Consider the following 25,707-nt stretch of genomic DNA (forward strand, 5'->3'; position numbering starts at 1 on the left):
ACATTGATCTGGCCTGTGCAGTCTGGCAACTGCGATCATGACGGTCTTCAGAGATCGTCAGTAGTCACACCGCGCACGATACGGGCCAGCTCACTGCGTTCATCGTTGGTGATGCGATGCGGCACACCGGAAATGATCCGCTCAAAGTTCGAGAAGGAATCCTTGATCTCAGGGCCCTGGCCCGTGATCACAAACTCACGGATGCCCTTGTCGTGCCACGAGCCACGCATCTTGAACACGTTGAGAGCGCGGGCCATTTCGCCACGAATCTCGACATACTGCAGAAGCAGAATCGTATCCGTGATTGTGGAGATATGCGAGTCGGTGATCGAGTGGCTACCCATGAATTCCTCTGAGGTATTCGTGAAGAAGCCGGTGATCTCCTCTTGCTTGGCAAAACCGGTGATGCCGATCACAAACTGACGAAACGCGTTATGACTCACTCCCCTGGCCAAGGCTGAAAGCGAATCAATCGCCATGCGTGAAGGCTTGAACTGACTGATTTCTGTCTTGATGATCTGGAGATGATCCTCCAGACCGGTGGACTCGGGATAGGCACAGATGATCTTGAGCAGTCCGTCCTGCTCCATCTGCTCAAAGTCAATTCCCCAGCTGGTCGCGTTGCGCAGCAGCTGAGCCCTTGACTCCTCATAGGCAAACAAGATGGCGCGCTCCTTGCTGCGGCAGCCATCTTCAACGAACTTGCTCACCAGAAGAGTCTTGCCCGTGCCGGTAGCACCGGTAGCGAGAATGATCGAATCCTTGAAGAATCCACCACCGCACATCTCGTCCAGCCGAGGCACGCCGGAACTAACACGCACATTGGAGGAACGCTGGGTCAATCGCATCGCACCCAAGGGGAAGATACTCATGCCATTTCTACCCATCGTGAATGGAAATTCACCCTTCATATGGGTGGTGCCGCGTAATTTGAGCACCTCCAAGGTGCGGCGGCGGCGCTCCCCTTCGAGCACATTTCGGAGAATGATGACATTATCCGAAACGAACTCTTCGACGCCATAGCGAGCGATCGGACCATATTCATCGATCCGCTCGGATGTCATCACAGTCGTGACGCCAATTTCTTTCAGGCGAGCAATCAGGCGAAAAATCTCACGACGCACCACGGACAAGGCATCGTACTGCTGAAAAACCGACGTGATCGAATCGATCGCCACTCGCCGCGCCTTATACTTGCGAATCGCATAGTTAATTCGCTCGATCAATCCAGAAAGATCAAAAGAGCCAGCTACATCTTGACCATCTGGGTCAGGAGAAGCGTCCAATATAAAAAGCTTATCTTGTTCAACTAATTCCTGCATATTCCAGCCAAAACTCGAGGCATTTCGCAGGATATCGAGTGGCGATTCTTCGAAGGTCACGAAGATGCCAGGCTCGTTGAACTGATGGATGCCGTTGTAGAGAAAACTCAGCGACAGCACAGTCTTCCCCGTTCCAGAGGTGCCACTGATCAGCGTGGAACGACCGATCGGCAGACCCCCATGGCAGATGTCATCCAGTCCCTCAATCGCAGTCGGGAGCTTCTGAACCTGCATCTGACTGTGACTGGGTCGATTCAAATCCTGCATTGACGGGAAGACCTTGTGGAGAGGCTAGGCCGCGAAGGAGCTTGTGGGCCCTTGGGACGTAAAGAGATGTGGGGTTGACAGGGTTGACGCCGATCCGTCCAGAAACGATCAACGCAGAGCCTGCTCCTCAGGAAGGCTCAAAGGGACTCACCCTCAACAATCATGCCCTGTCCCGAGCTGTCGTTCTCAACCTGCCACTCCCCAAAGAGTCTGGGGTCGAGATCCGAAAGCCCTTCTTCGGAGAGCTCCTCATAGAGCAGATCAAGGCCGATCAGCACTCGCTCTCGATCGGACAGATCCCCGATGATGCGGCGCACCGGCGGTGGCAGAATCTTCGAAAGGGTGGGAGTGGCCAGAATTTTATCCTCCTCGGCCAATTGAGGACTCTTGAGTACGTCAATGACTTTGAGGGCATAGACGCCCTTGAACTCCGTTTCAAGAATGTTGCGGAGCGTCCTCAAGGCCCGTATGGAGCTGGGGGTGTTCCCGGCCACATAGAGCTTCAGGATGTAGGTCTTGCGGGGAAGCGTCATTCAGAACTCTCGATCGTCAAGGACTGACTGGCGTGGATCTCACTGGACTCGACAAGAGGTTTGGACCCCTGAGCGAGGGCGGTGTCGGGAGGAAGGGAGCGGCGGTACATTTCGCATAGATGCGCCATCACATCTAAAAGGGCAATGCGGTAGTCCTGCAGGAAATCATCATCACGGCCCTCCAACCGTACCTTCTTCCAGAGCCCATCAATGAGACTTGTATGAATTTCAACAACTTTGGTGATGGAAAGATCACTGAAGAAGGCTGTATTCACGAAGTTCTCCAGAGCCTGATTGGCGGCGGCTGGGTCCCGGAAATAACTGAGCAGAAGGTCGCGATAGGTGCGCTGCAATGATTGCAACAACTTCTGAGCTTCCTGCTTGGGCAGATTGCGCAGGAAGCGGGCTGCATCCCGCTTGTAGAAAACGCCAAGATAGCCAAGCCGATCCTTGAGACGATTAGCCAGTTTCCATGCCTCAGGAGTCGGAGCCTCACTGTCAACGGACTGACTGGAGCCGTGAAGCAGGCCTTGCCTGAGAAAGCGCGACACAGCTGCATCAATGCTGTACTTGAGCTGCTCAAGCTGATCGGGCTGGAGGTGCACCTCCGCTTCATGGTATTGACACTGGCCTCCACCCCGTCCGATCACCACGGCCGGCAGCAACAATCCCTGCTTGGCCAAGCTTTGGAGCAGCTCAGAAGTGGTCTCCGTCTGGTCCACCAGGACCACATCGAAGTCTTCAAGGTGGCGATCGAGTTTGGCGATCACATCCGCCTCCGGTGGGATCGGCACAAGCTCGTAACGACCATCCCGCAGCATCTGGGCAGAGGCCTGGGCGAGCTGCTCGTCGCGAACCAGGGAAGCAACCGTGAGGGCCGGCTTGGGCATCGGGCGCGGAACAGGCAGCCTCCGGTGGACCACCGTGAGGGTCAGGTGCGGGCAACCGCATGGTTGCACGGCCATATCTTGACGGCGGGTGGGCCGAACTGTGAGGATCACTCTTTCTTATCCAAATCCCGTGCGCTCAGGCTCCCAATGGCTTAACGCCAGCCTGGCCACGTCCCTGAGCCCATGACCAAGACCGACAACCCTGCTGCGGCGGCGGCTCCCTACGCGATCGTCGAAGCCAGTGGTCAGCAATTCTGGCTGCAACCCAACCGCTACGTGGACCTGGACCGCCTGGCGGCCGAAGTGGACAGCAGCGTGACCCTCGAGACTGTGCTTCTGGTTCATGACGGCAACGCCACCACCCTGGGTCAGCCCTATGTGACCGGTGCCACTGTCGAACTGAAGGTGATGGAGCATCGCCGCGGTCCGAAACTGATCGTGTACAAGATGCGTCCCAAGAAAAAGACCCGCCGCAAGAACGGTCACCGGCAGGAGCTTACCCGTGTGATGGTCCAGTCCATCAACCTGGCCGGTAAGCCGATCTCCTGAATGCCGCACGCCGATCGCGAGGCTCCGTGAAGTGGCGATCCGCGTTCCACCATCTATCCCTCCTTATTCCCTGACCCCCCATGGCCCACAAGAAAGGCACAGGTTCCACACGGAACGGCCGCGATTCCAATTCCAAGCGCCTTGGAGTCAAGGCCTACGGCGGTGAAGCCGTGAGTGCCGGTTCGATCCTGATCCGCCAGCGGGGCACCTCGGTCCTGCCTGGCGTCAATGTCGGTCGCGGCTCCGACGACACCCTCTTCTCCCTGGTGGATGGAGTGGTGAGCTTCGACAGCATCAAGCGTGGACTGCGCAACCGCAAACGCATCAACGTGGCTGTCGCCTGAAGGCCTGGTCAACCCAGACCAAGACCGGCGTCCATGGCCGGGCTTTCTCATGGCCGGCGCGATGTCGCCGGCTTTTTTTGTGGGTGGCGCCGGACGAGCCGCACCAGCACCTCATGCTGCCGGCAGCAATCGATAGGCGCGGGTCGTGATCAGGTAGGGGTGGAACACCTCGAGGAAGCGGCCCTGCAGACGCCGGAAGAAGGCCTCCACCAGGGCGGGGTCATCGAAATGGAAGGGATATTCGCCGTCAAAGCCGCGGAAGAAATACCAGTTCAGCAGGGCAATCGCCTCAGGACTCATCCTGGCGGCAAAGCAGTCCAGCTGGCCCGCCGGGTCAGGCAGGTGCTCCAGCACGTCCAGACAGACGATGGTGTCGAACTGTGGCGGCAGACGTGAATCCTCCAGATCGCGGCAGCAGAGCAGGCGATCCGCCAGCCCCATGCGCTCGGCCCGCCACTGCACGAAAGCCCGGTTGCGGGGATTGAGGTCCACGACACACACCCGATCCACCGCCGGCAGGGCCGCCGCCGCCAGAGCGTGCGTGCCGATGCCGCCGCCGAAATCCAGCACCTGGCCGCGGGCAAAACGCTGCTGCAGGCGCAGGGTGTCGGCGATGTAATCGGCGCTGCCCAGGTGCCAGGCGGCCAGCTCCAGGAGATGCCCATCTCCCACCGTGTCTTCGTAGAAGGCACTGGCCCGCTCCGGGCTGAACCCACCCGGATGCAGTGCCGCCAGCGCATCGGTGCTGCGCGGCATCCGCGCCTCCAGCTCCTCAGGCTGGATCGCCAGGAAGGCAGCCAGCTGGCTGCGCAGATCGAAACCGCTGGCCAGGAACACCTCCAGCCCCAGACCCGACAGGAGCGGTTCCGTCGCGCTTCGGAGGGCAGGATCAGCGACCGGATCGGCGGCAGGCATCGGCAGGGGAACGGACAGCGGCCGCCAACTTAGGGGTGAGGGAAGCCGCAGGGCTCAGGCCGGAAACTGCTCCTGCCCCAACTCAGCCCCGGGACCGGGCACCTCCAGCCAACGGCGCAGCACGGCCACCAGCCCGTAGAAGGGCAGGGTGTCGGCCAGGGCAGCCACCACTTTGAACAGGTAACCGCTGGCGATGAAACTGGCCAGCTGCGGCAGCACTGGCTCCGCCTCCTGCACCGGGAGCACATGGTTGGCGTAGTGGCTGATCAGCACCACCGCCGTAGTGTCCACCAGCTGGCTCACCAGGGTGGAGCCGTTGTTGCGCAGCCACAGGGCACGGCCACCGCTGAAGCGCTTCCAGAAATGGAACAGGCGCACGTCGGTGAACTGGGCGGCCAGGTAGGCCACCATCGAGGCCCCCACCGCCCCGAAGGCGAGCCGGCGCATCTCATAGAACACAGGCAGCTCCGTGCTGCCAGCCCCGACCCCAAGACCGCTGCCGGCACCGGGCACGCCGGCGGCACCACCCCAGCCATCGAGCCCCGGCAGCACGCCCCCCAGCCAGAGGATCAGCACGATCCAGCCGTTCAGCAGCAACCCCACCCAGACCAGCTGGCTGGCCTTCTGCTCCCCCCAGATCTCGCTGATCAGATCGGTGCAGAGGAAGGTGACCGGGTAGGGCAGGGCCCCCACCGCCACCACGATCGGCCAGGAGCCGATCGATCCCAGGGTGAGGAAGCGGGTCAGCCCCAGGATGTTGAGCATCCCCATGGTGCCCAGGAAGAGGCCCGCCAGCACCAGAAACACGAGATCGCGGCGCTGCTGCAGGGTCACGGAGGGCGAGGCGACAACCGTCCCAGGTTGAAGGGAGGACCAGCCGCCGCGCCGGCGCTGACAACGGGACTGTCACAGTCCCTGGCGGCACCCATACTCCCGTCGTCCGCCCATGCCAGCTGCCCCGCCCAGCGACCCCTGCGGCTTCCTGGTGCTTGACAAGCCCGCCGGGCTCACCTCCCACGGCTGCGTCGCCAGGGTGCGGCGCGCCTACGGCCTGCGGCGGGTGGGCCATGGCGGCACCCTGGATCCGGCCGTGACAGGGGTGCTGCCGCTCGCCCTGGGGGCGGCCACCCGGCTGCTCCCCTATCTGGAGGGCGACAAGACCTACCGCGGCATTGTGCAGCTGGGCCTGCGCACCAGCAGCGATGACCTGGACGGCGCGGTGATCAGCCAAGCGTCGGTTCCGCCCCTCGAAACAGCCGATCTGGAGGCGGCCCTGGCGCCCTTCCGGGGAGCGATTCAGCAGCGGCCTCCCCAGGTCTCGGCGGTGCACGTGGAGGGACAGCGGGCCTATGCGCGGGTGCGAGGCGGCGAGACGCTTGATCTGGCGGCCCGACCGGTGCGGATCGAGCAGCTGGACCTGCTCGGCTGGGACCCCGGCAGCAGCCGTCTGGAGCTGGCGGTGACCTGTGGCGCCGGTACCTACATCCGCGCCCTGGCCCGCGATCTGGGCGAGGCCCTGGGCTGTGGGGGCTGCCTGGCCCAGTTACGCCGCACCGCTGCTCTTGGGTTCGACCTCCGGCAGGCGGTGAACCTGGAGCAGCTGGAAGCAGAGGCATTGCCCAAACTGCTCGATCCGCTGGCGGCCCTGACGCACCTGCCGCAGCAGCGGCTCGATCCGGCAGCCTGGCCAGGCTGGCGCTGCGGCCGGGCCTTTGCCGCCGCCGAAGACCATCCAGGCGGGCGGGCCGTGGCGGTGCTCAGCCCGGATGGCAATCTGGCCGGCATGGCCAGGGCCGATGGGCAGGGTCTGCTGCAACCGAAGCTGGTGTTCGATGCCGCTGGTTGAGCCCCGCCCAGTCTTGGCCGTTTCCCCCTTCCGTTTCCCCTTCTGATCGATGGCCGGCCACAGCAAATGGGCCCAGATCAAGCGCAGCAAGGCTGTGGTGGATGCCAAGCGCGGGGCGGTGTTCACCCGCCTGGGCCGCGAGATCATGGTGGCGGCCAGGGGCGGCGCCGATCCGGCCGGAAATTTCCAGCTGCGCACCGCCATCGAGAAGGCCAAGGCGGCGGGAGTGCCTAACAACAACATCGATCGGGCCATCCTCAAGGGCTCCGGTCAGCTGAGTGGCGAGGGCGACCAGTTCGAAACGGTGCGCTACGAGGGCTACGGCCCCGGCGGCGTTGCCGTTCTTATCGAGGCCTTCACCGACAACCGCAACCGCACCGCCGCCGACGTGCGGCTGGCCTTCGGCAAACATGGTGGCAACCTGGGGGAGACAGGCTGTGTGGGCTACCTGTTCGAGCAGCGGGCTGTCGTGCGCCTCGAGTCGACCGTGAGCAGCAGCAGCAGCCGGGAGTCGAAGCGAGCGGCCACCGCGGGGGCGGGCCAAGCGGCCAGCAGCCCCGCCAGCCTGGATGAGGAGAGCCTGCTCGATCGGTTGCTGATGCTGGAAGAGAGCGGCGGACCGGCAGTGAGCGGCTACGAGATCGAGGCTGGTGCTGCCGAGGTGTTCGGAGACTTTGCGGATCTCGAGGCCCTGCAGGACGGTCTGGGGCAGCTCGGCCTGCCGGTGCTCAGCTGGGAACACCGCTGGATTCCCCAGACCAGCTGCCACCTCGACGACCCGGAACAGCTGCGCGCCTGTCTGCGCATGCTCGACGCGCTTGAGGAGCTCGACGACGTGCGCAGTGTCACCGCGAACCTTGAGGCCGACGCCGACCTCCTGGAGGCCATCGCAGCCTGAGTTCAACCATCGAGGGCCGCCTGGTCGACCACCAGGGTGCAATCGGGATGACGACGCAACCAACTGGCCGGCAGCTGGGCCGAGGCGGGCTCCTGGAGCAGCCGACGGAGCACGGCGGCTTTGGCCGCGCCGGTGACCACCAGCACGAGGCGACGGGCGGCCAGGATCTGCACCAGCCCGAGGGTGATCGCCCGGGTCGGCACCGCGGTCGCATCGCCACCGAACGCGGCGGCATTCTGCAGGCGTGTCGCCGCGCTCAGGTGCAGACATCGGCAGCGGGACTCCGGGCTGCAGGGAGGTTCGTTGAAGCCCACATGGCCATTGAGGCCCAGCCCCAGAAGCTGCAGACCGATCCCCCCGGCAGCTGCAACCGCGGCGGCATAGCGCTGGGCTTCCGCCTGGGGATCGGGCGCCGTGCCATCAGGAAGCCGCACCGCACCGACCTCCAGACCGAGAGGGCCGACCAGATGGCGGGCCATCTCCGCCATGAAGGAACGGGGATCGGCCGCGGCCAGGCCCACATACTCATCGAGGTTGAAGCTGAGCCAGCCCCTGCGAAGCCGCGCCTGATCGACTGGTGGCTGGCCAGCCACGCGCTCGACCAGGCGGGCATAGATCGGCTCCATCGTGCGACCGGTGGCCAGACCGAGGGGCCTTGACCCGCCGACTTGCGACTGAAGACGATCGTCCAGAACGGCCTTGCTCACCCAATCAGCCACCGCTGCGGCATCGCGCTGGGCCACAAGCTGGAACGTCGTCACCCGCTCACTGGGGGAAGGGCCGAAGCTCAGCACCCCGGTAGTAATGCCTCAGGATCTGGTCATAACTGCTGCCCTGGCGGGCCATGCCCAAGGCCCCCCACTGACTCATCCCCACACCGTGGCCGAAGCCACGTCCGATCGCCAGGATGGCGGGCTGGGGAACCTGCAACGGCAGGGCCGGCATCACCGGAATCATGCGCGGACCAGCTGGATTGCCACTGGCTGAGTCCACCGGAGAACCGTTTCCATCGGACCCCTGTGGGGAGGAGAAGGCCACCGGAGAGGGTGGTGGGGCCACCGGCAGGGCCGCAATCTCCGGCTGCAGCAGCTCAAACCGCACCATGGTGCTGCGCAATCCGAGCCGGCTGCGCAGATCGGCACCGCTCACGAGCAAGCTGCCACTCGGCCCCGTGATCCGCGCCTGGCGGACCCGGCCGGAGCTGGTGGTGGAGACCACTTCAATGCGGTTGACGCCACGGGTCTCGGGAAAGGCCTTGCGCAACTGCTCCTGTTCGAGACGGAGCTGCCAGTGGCTCACCGGGCTGCTGTCGTCGAAGTCCGGCACGCTCACCAGGTAGGGGAGCTGCTGGCGCCAGAGATCACCGCTGTTCTCGGTGGCTCCGCCGCTGCTGCTGTGGAACACGGCGGTGATCAGGTTATTGCCATGCAGCAGAACCTGAGACCGGGTGCTGGCCACAGCCTCGCGGGTGGACGAGGTTTCCGCCTCCACGCCCTTGTACACCTGACTGGCGACGGTGGCCTTGAGGTCGAAGGGGTCCTTGGGGCGGCGTTGCTGCAAGGCATAGGTGCGAGCCGCCACCGCCTGGGCACGCAGGGCCTCCAACGGCCAGCTGGCCGGCATCTCACTCCCCACCACGCTGGGCAGATAACTCTCGATGCCGATCACATTGATCGCCTGCAGCCGCGAGCCGCGACTGAGCAGGCGCAGACGACCCCGGTAGGGCTTGCTCTGCAGCAGGAATGCGCCATCAACGTCCGATCCGGACGGACCGCCTGCCCCGCCGGCCGTGGGGAGCGGCTCAATCCAGAGCTCAGACAGAGGCAGCGTGCGGGGGGGCTGGGGAGAGCGCGCTGTGAGGGATTCCGTCCGCAGCGCCGTGGCGGTGGCGCTGAGACGCAGGCCAGTGCCGGGCTTCAGTTGCAGCAGCTCGCGGCCACGGACATCGGCGATACGCAAAGGAGCGACAGAGGCAGCGATCTCAAGACTGGATCCCTCCTTCAACAGGATCCGCAGCTGCGGCTCAGCCGTTCGGGCCTGAACAGCCACCGGGGGCACCAGTGCCACCAGGGGGAGAGCAACCACAGGACAGGCGGCGGTCAACAGGGACAGCGGCGCCAGGATCCTCAGGGGCGGTTTCGACCACATCGGCGTGGGCAGCGCTAGGAAGACGGGCCCATTGTGCGGAGTCCGCAGGGAAGGGGCCAGGCGGCGGCTGTGGAACCGGCCGACCCAGCGGCGACGTGGCAGCATCCAGATCAAAGGCTGGGTGCCGTGCAGGTCACATTTCTGGGAACCAGTTCCGGTGTGCCCACGCGCGCGCGCAATGTGTCGGCCGTGGCCCTGCGGCTGCCGCAGCGCAGCGAGCTGTGGCTGTTCGACTGCGGCGAAGCGACGCAGCATCAGTTCCTGCGCAGTGAGCTGCGGGTGTCGCAGCTGAGCCGGATCTTCATCACCCACATGCACGGCGATCACGTCTTCGGATTGCCGGGCCTGCTGGCCAGCCTGGGTCTGGCCGGCAGCTGCAGCGGGGTGGACCTCTACGGTCCCGATCCCCTGCGCGACTACCTCGAAGGGGTGCTGCGCACCTCCTCCACCCGGATCGGCTACCCGCTCCGCACCCACCGGGTGCGCGAAGCGGCCCAGAGCGGCGCTGTGCTGCTGGACGACGACGACCTCTGCGTGCGCTGCACGCCCCTGACCCACCGGGTACCGGCCTACGCCTATCGCGTCGATCAGAAGCCGCGGCCGGGGCGCTTCGACGTGGAGAAGGCCCGGGCCCTCGGCATCCCACCGGGTCCGATCTATGCCGAACTGAAGGCCGGCCGGAGCATCCGGCTCGAGAACGGTGAACACATCGACGGCGCCAGCCTGTGTGGACCGGAGCGGCCGGGCTGCAGCGTGGTCTATTGCACCGACACCGTGTTCAGCGAAGCGGCCGTGGAGCTGGCCAGGGGCGCCGACCTTCTGATTCATGAGTCGACCTTTTCGCACGGGGAGGCCGATCTCGCCTTCGCCAGGCAGCATTCCACCAGCACCATGGCGGCCCAGACGGCCCTGGCAGCCGGCGTGAAGCGTCTGGCGCTCACCCACCTGAGCCCGCGCTACATGCCCGGCAACCCGATGACGCCCGATGACCTGCTGGCCGAAGCACGGGCGATCTTCCCGGAGACGGTGATCGCCAGAGACTTCCTCACCCTCGACGTCGCAGCACCCGAACCTGCCGCAGACAGCAACGACCAACCCCAGCAGACAGGGGCCGCGAAGCAGGCCAAAACCCACAAAAGCAGCCGTTCAACAGCACCGCTGCAGGGGTAAAACCTGCAACAGTTCTTGATTCCCTGCCGGGGAACCCTTCCCCCGTGATACAAGGTCTCAGGTGCGGTGACACCCGCCATTTCGCCGGCTTTCTCCATGGCCCCTCTCCTCTCCTCAGCCCTACGCGCCCTTGTCCGGACCGCGCTGGTCCTGCCCCTGGCGCTGCTGGTCTGCTTCGGTGGCCCCGCGCTTGCCGCCCAGTGGGATGCCGACACGCTCACCGTACCGGTATCGGCAGATGGCAGCACCGTGACCTTCAGCGAACGGGACATCAAGACCGGCCGCAAACTGTTCAACGATTCCTGCGGCACCTGCCATGCCGGCGGCATCACCAAGACCAACCAGAATGTGGGCCTGGATCCCGAAACGCTGGCCTTGGCCACACCTCCCCGCGACTCGGTCGATGCATTGGTCGACTACATGAAGGATCCCACCTCCTATGACGGCGAATACAGCATTTCCGACGTGCACCCCAGCCTGCGCAGCAGTGACGTTTTCGTGAAGATGCGTGACCTGGATGATGAAGACCTTCGCCTGATCGCCGGTTACATCCTGGTGGCCCCGAAAGTTCAGGGCATTCAGTGGGGCGGCGGCAAGATCTACTTCTGAAGATTGCGAGAAGAGTCTCCGGACTTCAGAGCAACATCATCATCTGCCCCGACCGCAACTGCGATCGGGGCAATTTTTTTGAACCATGCCATCGCCCGAACCATTCCCCAGGAGGAGCAACTATGCCCCCGCTGGTTGTTGCTGTTGCTGTTGCAGTGGAGGAGGCGTTGGCGGTGGGACTGGCGGTTGATGGTTGGCCGCATCCCAGGAGGTTGAAAGTTTGCTGTACCACCACTCCTGGAGGGCAGGGGCCAGCCGCTGGGGAAACAGCGTGATCACGGTGCGGGTGGGACGGGATCCCGGCTGCAGCAATTCCACCACATAGGACGGGCAGCGCCTCGCCGCCAGATCGGCCACGAAACGGCGGCCGATCCGCCGCCAACTGGGCTCCTTGCTGCGCCAGGCCAGGCGGCAGCAGGGCCATGGCAGCTCTTCGCGATCGAACAGACGGCAGCAGGGGCCGAGGACCCGGAAGCTGTACTGTCCGCCTGGACTGCCGTGCTCAGTGCCGGGATCCAGAAGGACATGAACCTGCTGGGACATCAAAAAGCCACCCCGAAAGGTGGCAGGAGAGAACAGAACGGGAACCCGAGAACTCAGAAGCAAGAGGCCTGGAAACCAGACAGATCACAACTGATCTCGAGCCACTAGCTAGATGTGAACAGCCCTTTGGCGGCAGCAGTGCCGTTGGAGGGCTGCTTGTCCGACATGGAGCAGGAACCTGACGGAGGCCCCGCAGAGAAAGCTCAGTAGAGCTCTTCTTCGGAGTGGGTCTTGATGGTGCAGTCGCTGGTGGGGTAAGCCACACAGGTCAGCACGAAGCCAGCTTCGATCTGGTCGTCGTCGAGGAAGCTCTGATCAGACTGGTCCACGGTGCCGGAGGTCAGCTTGCCTGCGCAGGTGGAGCAGGCGCCGGCGCGGCAGGAGTAGGGGAGATCAACACCCTGCTCTTCGGCTGCATCGAGGATGTACTGGTCGTCAGGAACCTCGATGGTCTTGTTGAGGCCCTCGCTCTCGTTGATGAGGGTGACCTTGTAGGAAGCCATGAATGGGGTTGGAGCTGACAGGAGACATGGTCATCCGCAACGGAACGACCCGGCCTGTAGGACAGCCCATTCATACATCCGCCGCCGCTGATTCCCGGTGATTTGGATTGGGCGGCGTGGGAAGGCCAATCAAAGGCAGGTCACAGATCAGCGTGCCTTATGCAACATCCGGTCGCCGGCGGATGGTGAGCAGCCCCCACTGGCTCTGGCTGGCCGTGAGCTCGGCCTGCCAGCCGGCCCCGGCCAGAGCGTCCTCCAGAGCCGGCACCTGCTCCACCAGCAGGCCGCTGAGCAGGCCCACCCCATCGGCCGCCAGCAGGCGATCGAACGCAGGACAGAGCGCCTCGATCACCGGCGCCAGGATGTTGCAGAGCAGCAGATTGGCCGGCACACCCTCCAGCAACGCCTCAAGGGCTTCCACGGAGCCCTCCGCCACCCGCACCACGCCGCCTGGAGCCAGGGGGAGGCCGTTGAGCGCCGCGTTCTCCGCTGTGGCCCGCACCGCCAGCGGATCGGTGTCGCTGGCAGCTAGAGCGGCAGCTCCGAGCCGCAGGGCACCGAAACCGAGGATGCCGCTGCCGCAGCCAAGGTCGGCGACCCGCCAGCCCGCCAGAGATCCGGCCCCTGGATCCTGCATCGCCAGGCGTTCCATCGCCTCAAGGCAGAGGCGGGTGGTGGGGTGACTGCCGGTGCCGAAGGCACTGCCCGGATCAATCCTGATCACCAGACGCTGCCCAAACTCCGGCGGCACCTCCAGCCAGGCCGGCAGGATCAGCAGCCGCTCCCCGATCGGATCGGCCTGCCAGTGCTGCTTCCAGCTCAGGCCCCAGTCCTCCTCATCCTGGCGGTGCCAATCGAGCGGAGGAAGGGCCAGATCAAACGGTTCACCCAGGGCGGCCAGGGCCCGCTCCAGCTCAGCGCGCTGCGGCGCCGGCCAGTCGATCTCCGGCAACCAGGCCACAAGCCGATGCTGCTCAGGCGTGTCGGGATGGGACTGGATCGCCACCCGTCCCACCCCGAGGGTCTGGAGCTTCCAGAGGAGCGATTCCTCCAGTTCGGCTGGAGCATCCATCTCCAGGCGCCACCAGGTGAGAGTCATCGGGTCACGGAACCGCCTTGCACCCGCCAGCCTCCTTCAGCGGCGCCCCCAGGCCCTCAGAGGGTGACCGGATAGGCCTCCTGGACGCCGTTGATCGTGTGAATCGTCGCCAGCAGGCTGGGAGGGATCGGATCGTCGAGGCTGAGCACCATCACGGCATCGCCACGCACGATGCGGCGGCCCACCTGCATCGAGGCGATGTTGACGTTGTGCTCGCCCAGCAGCGATCCCAGCTGGCCAATGATGCCCGGCATGTCCCGGTGGCGGGTGAACAGCATGTGGTGGCTGGGAGCCACGTTCACCGGGAATTCGTCGATGGTGACCACCCGCAGTTCGCCATCGGCGAACACGGCACCGGTCACACAGTGATTGCCACTGGAACTGCGCGACACCAGCTGCAGGGACCCCCCGGCGAAGTCGCGGCTGCCATCGTCCTTCACCTCCAGCACGTGGATGCCACGGGCCTTGGCCTCGAGGCTGGCATTGACGTAGTTGATGCTGTCGCCCAGGGCGGTGGACAGCACCCCCTTGAGCGCCGCCACCACCAGGGGCTGGGCCGGATGGGCCGCAAAGTCGCCCTGCAGCCGCACTTCCAGCTCGCTGATCTGGCCGCCGGCCAGCTGGCTGATCAGCTGACCCAGGGTTTCGGCCAGCTGCAGGTGGGGCTTGAGCTGCTCCATCACCTCAGCATTGAGGCCCGGGATGTTGACGGCGCTGCGGGCCGGCAGGCCCAGCAACACATCACGGATCTGCTCGGCCACGTCGATGGCCACGTTTTCCTGCGCCTCCTCGGTGGACGCCCCCAGGTGGGGCGTGAGGATCAGCCGTTCCTTCACCCCCCGCAACGGGGAATCGGCCACGAGGGGCTCCTTGGCGTACACATCCAGAGCGGCGCCGGCGATCACCCCCTGCTCCACCGCCTCCGCCAGGGCGGCCTCATCGACGATGCCGCCGCGGGCGCAGTTGACCAGTCGGGCCGTGGGTTTCATCGTGCGCAGCAGCTCCGCATTCACCAGGTTTTCGGTATCCGGCGTGCGGGGCAGGTGGAGGGTGATGTAGTCGGCCTCCGCAAACAGCTGGGGCAGAGGCAGCAGCTTCACCTGCATCTGCTGGGCCCGTTCGGCCGACACAAATGGGTCGTAGGCCACCACCTCCATGCCCATCGCCCGCGCCACCCGGGCCACATGGGAACCGATCTTGCCGAGTCCCACCACGCCGAGCGTCTTCTTGTAGAGCTCGTTGCCCACGTACTTCTTGCGGTCCCAGCCGCCGGCCATGGTGCTGGCGTGGGCATGGGGCACATGACGCGAGAGCGACAGCAGCAGGGCCAGGGCCTGTTCGGCCGCCGCGATCGTGTTCCCCTCCGGTGAGTTCACCACCAGCACGCCGCGCTTGGTGGCGGCCGGCACATCGACGTTGTCGACGCCCACGCCGGCCCGACCGATGATCCGCAGCTTGTCGGCTGCCGCGATCACCTCCGCGGTGACCGTGGTGCCCGAACGGATCATCAGGGCGTCGTAGTCGCCGATGACCTGCTGCAGCTCCTCCGGCGACAGGCCCGTGCGCACATCCACCTGAGCCACCTGGGAGAGGATGTCGATCCCCGCCTGATCGATGGGATCGGAAACCAGAACCTTTGTCATCACCCGGCGTGCGAAAGGGAGGCCCGCGGTGGCGAGAAGCGCGATGCCGTGGCCGGCGGTGCAGTGTAGTGAGCAGGGAGAATCAGACCGGTAACGCGTCGCCGCCAGTGGCGGGGAGAGACGGCATGGCGACATGTGTGGTGGTGCTCAACGACCGCAAGCGGCTGCATCAGCTGCGGGATCGGCTGGCGGCCCTGTCAGCGCCTCCGGTGCTGCTGCTGGCGATCGGTGATGGGGAAGCGGATCTGGCGGGGGTGGAACGGCTGGATCCGGCAACCACCCGGCGGCGGCGTCAGCGGTCGATGGTCCGCTGGCTGCTGCCGTTCGGCTTCTTCGCGGGCTTCACCTTCACCTTCGTGGCGGATCTCGACACCTTCGCCTTCGCCGGTAGCTGGGGCAATCACCTGATCGGCGGCCTGCTGGGTCTGATTTCGGGCTGGATGGGCAGCTTCGCCGCCGCTGCCAGCGTGGCCTCCGACGACGACGACCGGATCCGCACCCTGCGCAACCGGGTGGGCGAGGGCCACTGGCTGCTGCTGGCCGAAACCCGCGGAGCCCAGGAACTCCCCTGGAGCGTGGTGCAACAGGCCAAGCCGATGGCCGTGATTCAGCTGGAGGACAACTCCTGAACCCCTCGACAGCGCGTTCTCACAACTGATCCATCGAACCGCCATGGTGTTGCCCCGCAAGGCCCTGCTCGAGGGCAGCCGTTATCCCGAGGCGCTGAACCCCCTGATCGATGCCGCCGAGCAGGCCCTGCGCACCTGGGAGCCGGTCTGGAGCGCCATCGTGGCCGCACCGGTCCGGGAAGAGGCCGAGCAGCGCCTCGGCGAACTGGCCGACCTGGATCTCCAGAGCTGGGGCGGCTTCGCGGGGGCAGAGCGGCGGCGGTTGCTGCTGCAGCGCCGCGAGGCGGTGCAGCCGATCAACAATCTGCCGGCGGGCCTGGCCGGCCTGGAGATCAGCGGCAACTTTCTGTTCGATCCCGCCTCGATCGACGACCTCCAGGCCGGCCTGCAGGCCGCCGGCCTGGAGGACCAGGAGCGCGGCGATCTCTGGTTGCGCGGCGACCGGGGGGGGCAAGCGGTGGTCACTGCGGCCGCAGCCGAAAGGCTGCATGAGCAGCAGGGGCTGGTGCGCACGGTGGCGGTGCGTTTCGAGGCCCGGCCCCTCAACACCCTGCAATTGCCGACCCGACGCCAGCCGCGCCAGATCAGCGTGGTGGAGGCGTCGATGCGGCTTGATGCCGTGGGTTCGGCCGGGTTCGGGGTCTCCCGCAACCGCATGGCCGACGCGATCCGCCAGGGACTGGTGCGGCTCAACTGGCAACCGGTGAGCAGCCCCAGCAAGGAGCTGGCGCGAGGGGATCGGGTGCAGTGGCACAGCCGCGGTGAGCTGGAGATCCAGGCGGCCAGCCCCACCCAGAGGGGTCGGATCCGGATCGGGCTGCTGCGCCGCTGAGCCCATTGGTGGCTCGCCACGGCGATCGTTCCAGGTGAAGAGCAGCTCTGCGTGAAGACAGCTGCACAGGCGATGCGCATCAAGGGTGTTGCGCGTCAGGGCCCAGTACTGCCGGCTGCTAAGTTACTGCCGCTGGAGACAAACCGCTCCCCCGGGACCTCACCTTCCGGGCTGCTGCATCTTCCAACACCAAGGGGCGATTAGCTCAGAGGTAGAGCACTACCTTGACACGGTAGGAGTCACTGGTTCGATTCCAGTATCGCCCATTTCTTTCCTTTACCCTTCCAATGACTGCCGCGGCTTGTCCCCTCACCGTGGTGGTCGGTCTGGGTCGATCCGGCAGGGGCGCAGCCATGCTGCTGCATCGCCTCGGCGAGCCCGTACTGGTTCTGGACAGCGGCCAGAGCCCTGACCTTGAGAAGCACGCCAGGCTGTTAAGGGCCGAAGGCATCGCCGTGCGGCTGGGGTGCCCGCTCACCAGCGCCACCTTCGACGACATTCAGGCACCTCTGGGCAAGGTGATCGTGAGCCCGGGCATCCGATGGGACCATCCCGTCCTTGAACAACTGCGCCAGGACGGGGTGAGCATTCAGGGCGAGATGGTTCCGGCCTGGATGGCCACGGCCGCAGTGCCCTGGATCGGCATCACGGGCACCAACGGCAAGACCACCGTCACCCAGCTGGTGCACCATCTGCTCACCCAGGCGGGCCTGGATGCCCCCCAGTGCGGCAACGTGGGGTTCTCCGCAGCGGAAGTGGCCCTGGAGCGCTGCGCCGGCGGCGCCTCGACACCGCCGGACTGGCTGGTGGTGGAACTGAGCAGCTACCAGATCGAAGCGGCACCGCAGCTGGCCCCCCGCATCGGCCTCTGGACCACCCTGACGCCCGATCACCTCGAGCGCCACGGCACGCTGGACAACTACCGCGCCATCAAGCGCAGCCTGCTGGAGCGCAGCCAGCTTCCCATCCTCAACGCCGACGACCCGGATCTGCGGGCTCATGCTCCGAGCTGGGATCGGGGCCACTGGGTCACGGCGGGCCCCCGCCACGAGCTGCCCGCCGACCTCGCGGCCAGCCTCTGGATTGAAGGCGGAATGGTCTGCAATGCCAGCGGGCCCCTGCTGGCGGCCGACAGCCTGGCCATGCCCGGTGCCCATAACCGCCAGAATCTGGTGCTGGCCACCGCCGTGGGCCTGGAGGTCGGGCTGAGCGGCTCCGTGATGGAGGCCGCCTTCCGTACGTTCCCCGGGGTTCCTCACCGGCTGGAGCGGGTGCGGGAGCAGGGCGGTGTGACCTACTACAACGACAGCAAGGCCACCAACTATGACGCCGCCGAAGTCGGCCTGCGGGCCCTGGAAGGGCCGCTGGTGGTGCTTGCCGGCGGCCAGTCCAAAATCGGCGAAGCCGGCGGCTGGATCGCCGAACTGCGGCGTCAGGCCTTCGCGGTGGTGCTCTACGGCGCGGCGCGGCCGGAGTTCCGGCAACTCCTGGAGGCGGCCGGTTACGGCGGTGAACTGCATGAACAGGAGGGCCTGGAGCAGGCCGTACCCCTGGCGGCAGAGCTGGCCCGGCGCGGAGGTTGCCGGGCGGTTCTGCTCTCACCGGCCTGCGCCAGCTTCGACCAGTACAGCGATTTCGAAGCCCGCGGTGATCACTTCCGCCGCTGCGTCGAAGCGCTCTGACACCACCGTCAGGCCCCCGCACGCCATCAGCGGTCTGCACGCCATGATCCCTTCGCCATCTCCGTCCGCGCCCTGAATCGCGGCAGCCGCCCGCCATGGCCCACTGGTTGATGAAGAGCGAACCCGACGTTTACGGGATCGACCATCTGGCACGGGAGGGGAGCACCCTCTGGGACGGGATCCGCAACTACCAGGCCCGCAACTTCATGCGCAGCATGGAGGTGGGCGATCGAGCCTTCTTCTATCACTCCAATGCCAGACCGCCGGGCATCGTGGGCCTGATGGAGGTGATCGAAACCGGCCTCACCGATCCGAGTCAGTTTGATCCAGCCTCCAAATACTTCGATCCGAACAGCAGGCGCGAGGCTCCTCGCTGGGACTGCGTCCGGCTCGGGTACCTCTGCACCTATCCCCGCCTGCTGAGCCTGGAGGCGTTGCGCGACGAGTTCAGCGCGGAAGAGCTGGGGGTGGTGAAGCGAGGCAACCGGCTCTCGATCCTGCCGGTGCCGGAGGCCTCAGCCACTCGCCTGCTGGCGCTGCTGGAAGGCTGAGGGCTGGAGCCTGACCGGCGCTAACTGCTTGCAGTGAGCAACGACGCTGCAGGCAGTCAGTGATCAGAGGCAGCGAATTCAGAGGCGTCGAATCGGAGCTGCGCGGCGCACCGGCTCGTTCGCCAGCAGGGGCTTGCTGAAGCTGTTCTGCCCCGGAAACAGGTTGGCCAGGTAGCAGCGGGTCACTTCCCGGCTCTGCACGCCGTTCTGCACCAGAAAACCGGCCAGGGCGGCCTGAAACAGCCGGTACTGGTCCCAGTTGGGATGGCACTCAATGAAGCCACGCATGGCCGAGAGCAGAGCCTCGGGCACCTCGGCCCGCAGGCTCACCGTGCCACTGGCCTCCTGCTCCATCTGCAGCCCCACCCCTGCTCCTGACTCCACGGCATACCGCATGCGATTGCTCCCCCTGACACGGACACCAGTTCCCCACATCCCAGGGTCCCCGTCAAATGGCTGCAGCGGGATGGCCAGGCAGGAATCCCAACCTGAGACAGCTTGCGGGGCAAGGGATGTCGCATCCGTTGCGCGGAAGCACCGCTGGACCGAGCCCCGCCGGCCAAAGCGTCAAGGGACAAACGGAGGCGGGCGGGTTTTCCCCAGGGCGGGGCGGCCAGCATCGCTTCGGGATCCAGGCTTGTGGAAAACCCCGGGAAAGGGGTGGTCAGTCTGCGGAATCAACCGGCTGAACCGGACGCATCAGCAGTGCTGATCAGCAGGGAAACCGCCACCGGTCTTAAAGACTGAGCCGCGCTGCGGGGGGAGGCGATGACGGCAGCCGCGCCCTTCAGATCAGCCCCTGCAGGGGGGCCTCCAGCGGAACCAGGGCAGCGGCGAAAGCGGCGGCGGCGGCAGCGGACCAGGCTCCTTCCAGACCACGCTGGCCATCGTCAGGGCTCAGCACGAAGCGCAGACTCCACGCGGTCCGGTCTCCCTCCAGGGACATCCACAGCGGGCCGCGCTCCCACTCCAGCTCAATCGCCTCCTCATCCAGCAACTGATCGGTGAGGGCGCCGTGCTGGGCCGTGAGGGTGGCGATGCCCTGCAGCAGGGCCAGGGCCTCTGGAGCCCTCAGCTCGGCAGCCCAATCGGTGGAACCCACCAGAAGCACAAAGGGGTGGCGGGCTGGATCCAGGACCAGCCGCCACCCCTGCGCATCCTCGACCCGCATGGCCGCAATCAGCCAGGCAACAGATCGGGCTGGTCCTGTTCGTCGCTCAGCTCAATGATGGCGCGTTGCACGGGCTTCACCATCGACTCATCGAGGAGGCCGTCAAAATCGTCGAAGCGACGCTGCTTGGCCCGGAAGGCGATTCGGACGGTGGTGAGGTAGCGGTTACTGGAGTGGCGGATCAAACTTTCCCCCCTCTGGGCCAGTTCCTTGGCGTTGAGTTCCACACCGAGCTGCATGTCAATTCCACTCCTGATCAGCCGAATCTAAGCGAGCGTCTCGCCGCGCCATCCTGGCTGCATGACCGGCACCCTTGCGATCGACCTGGGCAGCAGCACCACCGTGGTGGCCTGGCAGCCCGATCACGGCCCGCCAACGCTTCTCGAACTCGCTCCCTACGCCTGCGGTGATCCTGTCGTGGTGCCGAGCCTGCTCTGGCTCGCGGCCGCCGACAGTCCCCGTCCCCTGATCGGCCGCCAGGTGCTTGAGGCGGGCCTGGCCGCCGATTCCAGCCCCAGCCTCTGCCGCGACTTCAAGCGCCTGATCGGCTCCGGCGACACTGTGCCATCCCAGGAGAACGCAGCAATGCTGCTCAGCCCGGAGCAGGCGGGTGAGCGCCTGCTGCAGGCCCTCTGGGCAGCCCTGCCGGCCGGGATCGAGCCACGCCGGCTGGTGCTCACCGCCCCGATCGAGAGCTACCGCGGCTACCGGCGCTGGCTGCAGGAGATCAGCACCAACCTGGCGGTGGAGGAGGTGGCCCTGGTGGACGAGCCCACGGCTGCGGCGATCGGCTGTGGCCTGAGCCCCGGCAGCCGCGTGCTGGTGGTGGACCTCGGCGGCGGCACGATCGATCTCTCGCTGGTGGCGCTGGAGGGGGGGGAAGGGCGAGCCGCACCGATCGCCCAGCTGCTGCGCTTTGCGGGCCGCAGCCTCGAGGATGGGCGTCAGGCCCTGCGCTGCGCCCGGGTGATCGGCAAGGCGGGACTGGCCCTGGGGGGCCGGGACATCGATCGCTGGATCGCCGATCTGCTCCATCCCGGCGGCGCCAGCGACAGCAGCCTGCTGGCAGTGGCCGAGCGCCTCAAATGCCGGCTCAGCGAAGCCGAGGAGGCCCTCGAGATCTGGTGTCCTCCGCAGGCCCCCCTCCAGCCCCTGCGCCTGAGCCGACAACAGCTTGATCAGCTGCTCGAGGAGCGGGGCCTGCTGCTGCAACTGGACGACCTGCTCGAGCAGGTGCTGGCGGCGGCCCGGCGGGAGGGCGGCGGCGGCGACAGCCTCCAGGGGGGCCTTGGGAACGGCATTGCCGCCGTGCTGCCGGTGGGCGGCAGCAGCCGCATACCCCGAATTCGCCGCTGGCTGCAAGAGCATTGCGGCACCATTCCCCTGCGCGATGAACGCCCCGTGGAAGCGGTGGTGCTGGGGGCCCTCGCCCTCACGCCGGGGGTGCAGATCCGCGATGTTCTCGCCCAGGGTGTGAGCCTGCGCTGCTGGGACCGGCGCAGCAATCGACATCACTGGCATCCACTGTTCGTGACGGGCCAGGCCTGGCCCACCAGCGAGCCCCTGGAGCTGGTGCTGGCCTGCAGCCGTGACGGGCAGTCCTGCCTGGAGCTGGTGCTGGGGGAACCCCAGCCGCAGCAACGTTCCGAGGTGGTCTTCCGAGACGGCCTGCCTGTGCTGCGGCCCCGGCAGGCCGGGGCCGCGACCGTTCGCCCCTGGCCCCAGCAACCCAGCCCCCTGTCGCTCGATCCCCCCGGCCAGCGGGGCGAAGACCGTCTGCGGCTGCGCCTGTGGATCGATGCAGCGGGTCAACTGCAGCTCGAAGGAACGGATCTTCGCAGCCAGGCGCCAGTGGAGCCGCGCAGCCTCGGAATCGTGCGCTGAGGGAGGCCCAACCCAGGTGGACGACATCGGGGCTGCCCCCTCCAGGCGTTGAGGCGGCCCTCAGGTCCATAGAAAGGTTCCAGTTCTTGGTCTGTACTTGGCCATCCGCCGCCACCGGCTGCCGCGTGTCTGGCTGGCGATCACCCTCGGGCTGGTGGCCACCGCCGTGGGGGTGGCCCGTTGGTGGGAAGGCGAGCTGCCAAAACGGCTGGCAGATGCCTCTCAGCGCGGCGACCTCGATGCCTGCCTGCGGTACAGCGAGCAGCTCTCAGCCCTGCAGTGGATGGCCGGCCGGGCCCCCCTGGAGCAGGGCCAGTGCCGTCGGCTCAAGGCTCGCCAGCTCTGGGAGCAGGAGAACTGGTCCGAGGCCCTGGCCCTGCAGCTGCAGCTCGTCAACTCCGCCGCTGGCGGCCCCGCCGATCGCAAGGAGCTGCAGACCTGGCAGGAGGAGCTCCGCCGCCGCGCCCTCACCCTGTTCCGGGATGGCGATCTGGAAGGAGCCCTGACGGTGCTGGCCGCCATGGGCGAAGAACGTCGCGAGAACGGCACCGCCCTGGGGGACAGCCTGCGCGAGCAATGGAACCGCAACCGTCTGCAGCTGGAACGGGCACGCCAGCTGGCCGAACGGCAGCGCTGGTGGGAGGCCCTCGATGCCCTCAACCGCATCGACCATCCCTGGTGGAAGCAGGAAAGCAAGGCCGTTCGCGAGGAGGTCGACGCGGGTGTGAAAAACCTGGCTGGTGCCGACAAGGAGCACGACAGCCACGGAGATCTCCCCCACACGGTGCCCACCGACAAGCTCGATGCCCTGGTGCAGAAGCGGATCGCCGCCGGGGTGGATGAGTGGAATGCCTTCGAGCAGGCCTGCCAGGAACTGGGGGGCCAGATTGTCGAAGCGGGTCCGGAATCCGCCTGTCAGCGCTGAATCACTGCCGCATCTGCAGGGCATCCCACCAGGGCTGCATGACAGGATGGGCGGCCGAAGTTGTTCTCCCGATGGGCCGTAAGGCCCAGAGCCCATGCAGCCAGGCGATCCGGTCAGCGTCAGCAGCAGCGTGGTGGTGTTCCACCATCCCCAGCACCGGGGGCAAGCCTTCGATCTGAAGGGACAGCAGGGGGAAGTGGTCAGCGTGCTGAACGACTGGAAAGGCCGGCCGATCAGCCCGACCCTGCCGGTGATCGTGGCCTTCGGCAAGTTCCGCGCCCACTTCCGCAGCGACGAACTCTCGCCGGCCTGAGGTCTCTGGCTTCAGGCGTCAGGCGTCAGGCGCCAGCAGGTAAACCCCCTCGTGACCATCGATCGCACGGAGGCAGAGCTGGATGCTTTCCAATCGACGGGTCGGCACCAGCCGGCCGCAGAAATCCGGTTGAATCGGCAGTTCCCGGTGGCCCCGATCCACCATGACCAGCAGGCTCACCCGCCGCGGTCGGCCCCAGGCCTGCAGGGCTTCCAGGGCCGCGCGCACGGTGCGGCCGGTGAAGATCACATCGTCCACCAGCACCACATCTCGATCCTCCAGGCCACCGGCGGGCAGCTGGGTGGCTTCCACCAGTCGCGTGCCGACCCGATCGAGATCATCGCGGTGAAACGTGGGATCGAGGCTGCCCTGATCGATCGGATGGCCGCAGCGCTGCTCAAGCCGTTCCGCCAGGACACGGGCCAGGGCCACGCCACGGGTGGGAATGCCGAGCAGAAGCAGGGCCCGGCTGTCATCGGTGCGCTCCAGCACCTGGGAGGCGAGACGATCGATCGTGCGGCCCAGGTCCTGGGAGGAGAGCAGTTCCCGGCGGCCGCCGGCCTGATCAGCCTGGGTCGCGGCGATGGCCTCTGCAGGCAGGGGTTCCATGCTCAGACGTCTGATGGTTCACGCTAAGACAGGGGGTGTCGCCAAAGCCTGACGAAGCCGATCGCCTGTTGATGCGTGCTCGCAGAAGCGGAGTAGGCTGGGGTTGGTCAGAGATGTGTCGACGATTGCGGATGTTCGGGTGAAAACAGTTGATTCCCCTCAGAACTCCTCACCTCCCGCTTCTCAGCGTTCCGGAGGACACGACGCCATCGCCACCCTGCCTGGTCGAGGTTCTATCGCTCCCGTTGTCTTAGCCATTCTGGATGGATGGGGCTATCGGCACGAGACCGATCACAACGCGATCCGAGCCGCCTCCACCCCGGTGATGGATGCCCTTTGGGATGCCTATCCCCACACGTTGATTGAAGCCAGCGGCGGCGCCGTCGGTCTGCCCGACGGGCAGATGGGGAATTCCGAGGTGGGCCACCTCACCATTGGTTGCGGTCGGATCATCCGCCAGGAACTGGTGCGGATCGGCCAGGCCGTGCGAGACGGATCGATTGCCACCAATGCCTCCCTCAATGCCCTGGGCGACCGCCTCCTGGCCAGCGGCGGCACCCTCCATCTGATCGGCCTCTGTTCAGACGGCGGAGTCCATAGCCATGTCGACCACATTGCCGGCCTGCTGCGCTGGGCGTCGCAACGCGGACTCCAGGACGTCTGCCTGCACGTGATCACCGACGGTCGCGACACGGCCCCGACCAGCGCCATCACCTTCCTGCAGCGCATTGAGGCTCAGATCGCCGAAGCCGGTGTCGGCCGGATCGCCACCATCTGCGGCCGTTACTGGGCCATGGATCGCGACAACCGCTGGGAGCGCACCGAAAAGGCCTACCGGCTGCTCACCGAAACAGAGTCTTCTTGCGGACTGACGCCTGAAGAGGTGGTGGAGGCTTGCTACGCCGAAGACATCACCGACGAGTTCATCGAACCCACCCGCATCAGTTCAGGACTGGTCAAGGCCGGCGACGGTCTGGTCTGTTTCAACTTCCGCCCCGACCGCGCCCGCCAGCTGATCCGCGCCCTGGTGCTGCCCGAATTCGACAACTTCCCGCGCCAGCGAATTGAACCGCTGGATGTGGTCACCTTCACCCAATACGAACAGGGTCTTCCTGTGGCCGTGGCCTTTCCGCCTGAATCACTCGAAGGCCTTCTGGGTCAAGTGATTTCAGAGGCTGGCCTACGGCAGTTCCGCACCGCAGAAACGGAAAAATATCCCCATGTCACCTACTTCATGAATGGTGGCATCGAGAAGGCCTTCCCGGGAGAAGACCGTCACCTTGTGCCTTCGCCACGGGTCCCCACCTACGACCAGGCACCCACCATGTCAGCAGAGCAACTGACTGACAGCTGCATCGCGGCAATCAACAAGGGCATCTATTCCTTTGTCGTGATCAACTACGCCAACCCCGACATGGTCGGGCATACAGGCCGAATGGAAGCCACCACCGAGGCCATCTCCATGGTCGACACCTGCGTGGGGCGCCTGATGGAAGCCACCAACCGCATGGGTGGGACCCTGCTGGTCACCGCTGATCACGGCAACGCTGAACTGATGGAAGGTCCGGATGGTCGTCCCTGGACAGCCCACACCACCAATCCCGTGCCCGTGATCCTCGTGGAAGGGGAAGAGCGCAAACTGCCTGGCCACGGTACTGATATCCACCTGCGTGAAGGCGGTGGGCTGGCAGACATCGCCCCCACCCTGCTGGACATTCTTGAGCTGTCCAAACCCGCCAGCATGACGGGCACATCCCTGATCATGCCCGTTGAGACTGCTGCCAAGTCCCAGCGCATTCCCCAGGCGATCGGCGTCTGAGCAGGTCCTAATC

General features: G+C 65.8%; 28 protein-coding genes, 1 tRNA gene and 1 pseudogene. 15 read left to right on the forward strand and 15 right to left on the reverse strand.

Annotated features, from left to right (window positions below; all coding sequences use genetic code 11):
• Positions 1-47 precede the first annotated feature (47 nt).
• The 3 genes from kaiC to H8F24_RS00695 all read right to left on the reverse strand — a co-directional run bounded on the left by kaiC (position 48) and on the right by H8F24_RS00695 (position 3,012).
• On the reverse strand, positions 48-1,556 hold the full coding sequence (gene kaiC / locus H8F24_RS00685; RefSeq protein WP_231598001.1) for a circadian clock protein KaiC: 1,509 nt from the start codon (positions 1,554-1,556) through the stop codon (positions 48-50).
• Positions 1,557-1,726: 170 nt separating this feature from the next.
• Positions 1,727-2,122, reverse strand: a complete 396-nt coding sequence (kaiB, locus tag H8F24_RS00690) for a circadian clock protein KaiB (RefSeq protein ID WP_231598002.1) — start codon at positions 2,120-2,122, stop codon at positions 1,727-1,729.
• Positions 2,119-3,012, reverse strand: coding sequence for a circadian clock protein KaiA (locus H8F24_RS00695; protein ID WP_197170571.1), 894 nt, complete (start codon positions 3,010-3,012; stop codon positions 2,119-2,121). Before H8F24_RS00695 ends, kaiB begins: the two co-directional genes overlap by 4 nt.
• A gap of 183 nt (positions 3,013-3,195) precedes the next feature.
• Between H8F24_RS00695 and rplU the strand changes: the two genes are divergently transcribed.
• Together rplU and rpmA are read left to right on the forward strand one after the other, a co-directional pair.
• Positions 3,196-3,561 (forward strand): 50S ribosomal protein L21, encoded by a 366-nt coding sequence (gene rplU, locus H8F24_RS00700; protein WP_197170572.1) that lies wholly within the window; start codon positions 3,196-3,198, stop codon positions 3,559-3,561.
• Between the two features lie 80 nt (positions 3,562-3,641).
• Entirely contained in the window at positions 3,642-3,905 is a 264-nt protein-coding gene (rpmA, locus tag H8F24_RS00705) for a 50S ribosomal protein L27 (protein WP_197156758.1), read from the forward strand.
• A 111-nt stretch (positions 3,906-4,016) separates the two neighbouring features.
• Here the strand turns inward: rpmA and H8F24_RS00710 are convergent, their stop codons facing one another.
• Positions 4,017-4,820 carry a bifunctional 2-polyprenyl-6-hydroxyphenol methylase/3-demethylubiquinol 3-O-methyltransferase UbiG gene (locus H8F24_RS00710; RefSeq protein ID WP_197156759.1) on the reverse strand — a complete coding sequence of 268 codons (804 nt, stop codon included), beginning with the start codon at positions 4,818-4,820 and terminating at the stop codon, positions 4,017-4,019.
• 54 nt (positions 4,821-4,874) lie between these two features.
• The gene (locus tag H8F24_RS00715; RefSeq protein WP_197170573.1) at positions 4,875-5,654 is read right to left on the reverse strand and encodes a queuosine precursor transporter; all 780 of its coding nucleotides are present in this window, start codon (positions 5,652-5,654) and stop codon (positions 4,875-4,877) included.
• A 112-nt stretch (positions 5,655-5,766) separates the two neighbouring features.
• Here H8F24_RS00715 and truB point away from each other — a divergent pair, with 112 nt between their 5' ends.
• Together truB and H8F24_RS00725 are read left to right on the forward strand one after the other, a co-directional pair.
• The gene (truB, locus tag H8F24_RS00720) at positions 5,767-6,666 is read left to right on the forward strand and encodes a tRNA pseudouridine(55) synthase TruB (RefSeq protein ID WP_197170574.1); all 900 of its coding nucleotides are present in this window, start codon (positions 5,767-5,769) and stop codon (positions 6,664-6,666) included.
• Positions 6,667-6,715: 49 nt separating this feature from the next.
• Positions 6,716-7,564 carry a YebC/PmpR family DNA-binding transcriptional regulator gene (locus H8F24_RS00725; protein WP_197170575.1) on the forward strand — a complete coding sequence of 283 codons (849 nt, stop codon included), beginning with the start codon at positions 6,716-6,718 and terminating at the stop codon, positions 7,562-7,564.
• A 2-nt stretch (positions 7,565-7,566) separates the two neighbouring features.
• On the opposite strand, the gene H8F24_RS00730 is transcribed toward H8F24_RS00725, so the two are convergent.
• Together H8F24_RS00730 and H8F24_RS00735 are read right to left on the reverse strand one after the other, a co-directional pair.
• Positions 7,567-8,355 carry a glucosamine-6-phosphate deaminase gene (locus H8F24_RS00730; RefSeq protein ID WP_370594840.1) on the reverse strand — a complete coding sequence of 263 codons (789 nt, stop codon included), beginning with the start codon at positions 8,353-8,355 and terminating at the stop codon, positions 7,567-7,569.
• Positions 8,330-9,667, reverse strand: coding sequence for a SpoIID/LytB domain-containing protein (locus H8F24_RS00735; RefSeq protein ID WP_231598003.1), 1,338 nt, complete (start codon positions 9,665-9,667; stop codon positions 8,330-8,332). Before H8F24_RS00735 ends, H8F24_RS00730 begins: the two co-directional genes overlap by 26 nt.
• Positions 9,668-9,838: 171 nt before the next feature.
• On the opposite strand from H8F24_RS00735, the pseudogene rnz reads away from it, so the two are divergent.
• Positions 9,839-10,771, forward strand: a pseudogene (gene rnz / locus H8F24_RS00740) (ribonuclease Z); the annotation flags it as partial.
• 207 nt (positions 10,772-10,978) lie between these two features.
• Positions 10,979-11,491, forward strand: a complete 513-nt coding sequence (gene psbV / locus H8F24_RS00745) for a photosystem II cytochrome c-550 (protein ID WP_197158883.1) — start codon at positions 10,979-10,981, stop codon at positions 11,489-11,491.
• Between the two features lie 120 nt (positions 11,492-11,611).
• Here psbV and H8F24_RS00750 read toward each other — a convergent pair whose 3' ends face one another.
• From H8F24_RS00750 to serA, 4 genes are all read right to left on the reverse strand, one after another.
• Positions 11,612-12,034 carry a hypothetical protein gene (locus H8F24_RS00750; protein ID WP_197156766.1) on the reverse strand — a complete coding sequence of 141 codons (423 nt, stop codon included), beginning with the start codon at positions 12,032-12,034 and terminating at the stop codon, positions 11,612-11,614.
• 203 nt (positions 12,035-12,237) lie between these two features.
• Positions 12,238-12,537, reverse strand: coding sequence for a ferredoxin (locus tag H8F24_RS00755; protein ID WP_197156767.1), 300 nt, complete (start codon positions 12,535-12,537; stop codon positions 12,238-12,240).
• Between the two features lie 157 nt (positions 12,538-12,694).
• Entirely contained in the window at positions 12,695-13,636 is a 942-nt protein-coding gene (gene prmA, locus H8F24_RS00760) for a 50S ribosomal protein L11 methyltransferase (protein WP_197170578.1), read from the reverse strand.
• 56 nt (positions 13,637-13,692) lie between these two features.
• Positions 13,693-15,279 (reverse strand): phosphoglycerate dehydrogenase, encoded by a 1,587-nt coding sequence (gene serA / locus H8F24_RS00765; RefSeq protein ID WP_197156769.1) that lies wholly within the window; start codon positions 15,277-15,279, stop codon positions 13,693-13,695.
• A 125-nt stretch (positions 15,280-15,404) separates the two neighbouring features.
• On the opposite strand from serA, the gene H8F24_RS00770 reads away from it, so the two are divergent.
• From H8F24_RS00770 to H8F24_RS00790, 5 genes are all read left to right on the forward strand, one after another.
• Complete coding sequence (locus H8F24_RS00770; RefSeq protein WP_197170579.1) at positions 15,405-15,908, forward strand: hypothetical protein; 504 nt, start codon at positions 15,405-15,407, stop codon at positions 15,906-15,908.
• Positions 15,909-15,951: 43 nt separating this feature from the next.
• Positions 15,952-16,740, forward strand: coding sequence for a photosystem II S4 domain protein (locus H8F24_RS00775; protein WP_370594778.1), 789 nt, complete (start codon positions 15,952-15,954; stop codon positions 16,738-16,740).
• Positions 16,741-16,934: 194 nt separating this feature from the next.
• Positions 16,935-17,006 (forward strand) — tRNA-Val (locus H8F24_RS00780).
• Positions 17,007-17,027: 21 nt separating this feature from the next.
• Positions 17,028-18,422: a UDP-N-acetylmuramoyl-L-alanine--D-glutamate ligase gene (murD, locus tag H8F24_RS00785; RefSeq protein WP_197170580.1), complete on the forward strand. Its 1,395-nt coding sequence runs from the start codon at positions 17,028-17,030 to the stop codon at positions 18,420-18,422.
• Between the two features lie 95 nt (positions 18,423-18,517).
• Positions 18,518-18,973 (forward strand): EVE domain-containing protein, encoded by a 456-nt coding sequence (locus H8F24_RS00790; protein WP_197156772.1) that lies wholly within the window; start codon positions 18,518-18,520, stop codon positions 18,971-18,973.
• Positions 18,974-19,051: 78 nt separating this feature from the next.
• On the opposite strand, the gene H8F24_RS00795 is transcribed toward H8F24_RS00790, so the two are convergent.
• From H8F24_RS00795 to H8F24_RS00805, 3 genes are all read right to left on the reverse strand, one after another.
• Positions 19,052-19,369, reverse strand: coding sequence for a DUF2811 domain-containing protein (locus tag H8F24_RS00795; RefSeq protein ID WP_370594660.1), 318 nt, complete (start codon positions 19,367-19,369; stop codon positions 19,052-19,054).
• Between the two features lie 391 nt (positions 19,370-19,760).
• Positions 19,761-20,144, reverse strand: coding sequence for a DUF1818 family protein (locus H8F24_RS00800; RefSeq protein ID WP_197170581.1), 384 nt, complete (start codon positions 20,142-20,144; stop codon positions 19,761-19,763).
• Positions 20,145-20,152: 8 nt separating this feature from the next.
• Positions 20,153-20,383, reverse strand: a complete 231-nt coding sequence (locus H8F24_RS00805; protein ID WP_197156776.1) for a DNA-directed RNA polymerase subunit omega — start codon at positions 20,381-20,383, stop codon at positions 20,153-20,155.
• A 61-nt stretch (positions 20,384-20,444) separates the two neighbouring features.
• Between H8F24_RS00805 and H8F24_RS00810 the strand changes: the two genes are divergently transcribed.
• The 3 genes from H8F24_RS00810 (at position 20,445) to H8F24_RS00820 (ending at position 23,266) form a co-directional block, all read left to right on the forward strand.
• Positions 20,445-22,028: an Hsp70 family protein gene (locus H8F24_RS00810; protein ID WP_197170582.1), complete on the forward strand. Its 1,584-nt coding sequence runs from the start codon at positions 20,445-20,447 to the stop codon at positions 22,026-22,028.
• Positions 22,029-22,125: 97 nt separating this feature from the next.
• On the forward strand, positions 22,126-22,953 hold the full coding sequence (locus tag H8F24_RS00815) for a hypothetical protein (RefSeq protein WP_197170583.1): 828 nt from the start codon (positions 22,126-22,128) through the stop codon (positions 22,951-22,953).
• A 94-nt stretch (positions 22,954-23,047) separates the two neighbouring features.
• Complete coding sequence (locus H8F24_RS00820) at positions 23,048-23,266, forward strand: ferredoxin-thioredoxin reductase variable chain (RefSeq protein ID WP_197156782.1); 219 nt, start codon at positions 23,048-23,050, stop codon at positions 23,264-23,266.
• An 18-nt stretch (positions 23,267-23,284) separates the two neighbouring features.
• On the opposite strand, the gene pyrR is transcribed toward H8F24_RS00820, so the two are convergent.
• The gene (gene pyrR, locus H8F24_RS00825; RefSeq protein WP_197156784.1) at positions 23,285-23,875 is read right to left on the reverse strand and encodes a bifunctional pyr operon transcriptional regulator/uracil phosphoribosyltransferase PyrR; all 591 of its coding nucleotides are present in this window, start codon (positions 23,873-23,875) and stop codon (positions 23,285-23,287) included.
• Between the two features lie 235 nt (positions 23,876-24,110).
• Here pyrR and gpmI point away from each other — a divergent pair, with 235 nt between their 5' ends.
• Positions 24,111-25,694: a 2,3-bisphosphoglycerate-independent phosphoglycerate mutase gene (gene gpmI / locus H8F24_RS00830; RefSeq protein ID WP_197171895.1), complete on the forward strand. Its 1,584-nt coding sequence runs from the start codon at positions 24,111-24,113 to the stop codon at positions 25,692-25,694.
• Positions 25,695-25,707 lie beyond the last annotated feature (13 nt).

Origin of the sequence: Synechococcus sp. CBW1002, from assembly GCF_015840915.1 — a bacterium.
GTDB lineage: Bacteria > Cyanobacteriota > Cyanobacteriia > PCC-6307 > Cyanobiaceae > CBW1002.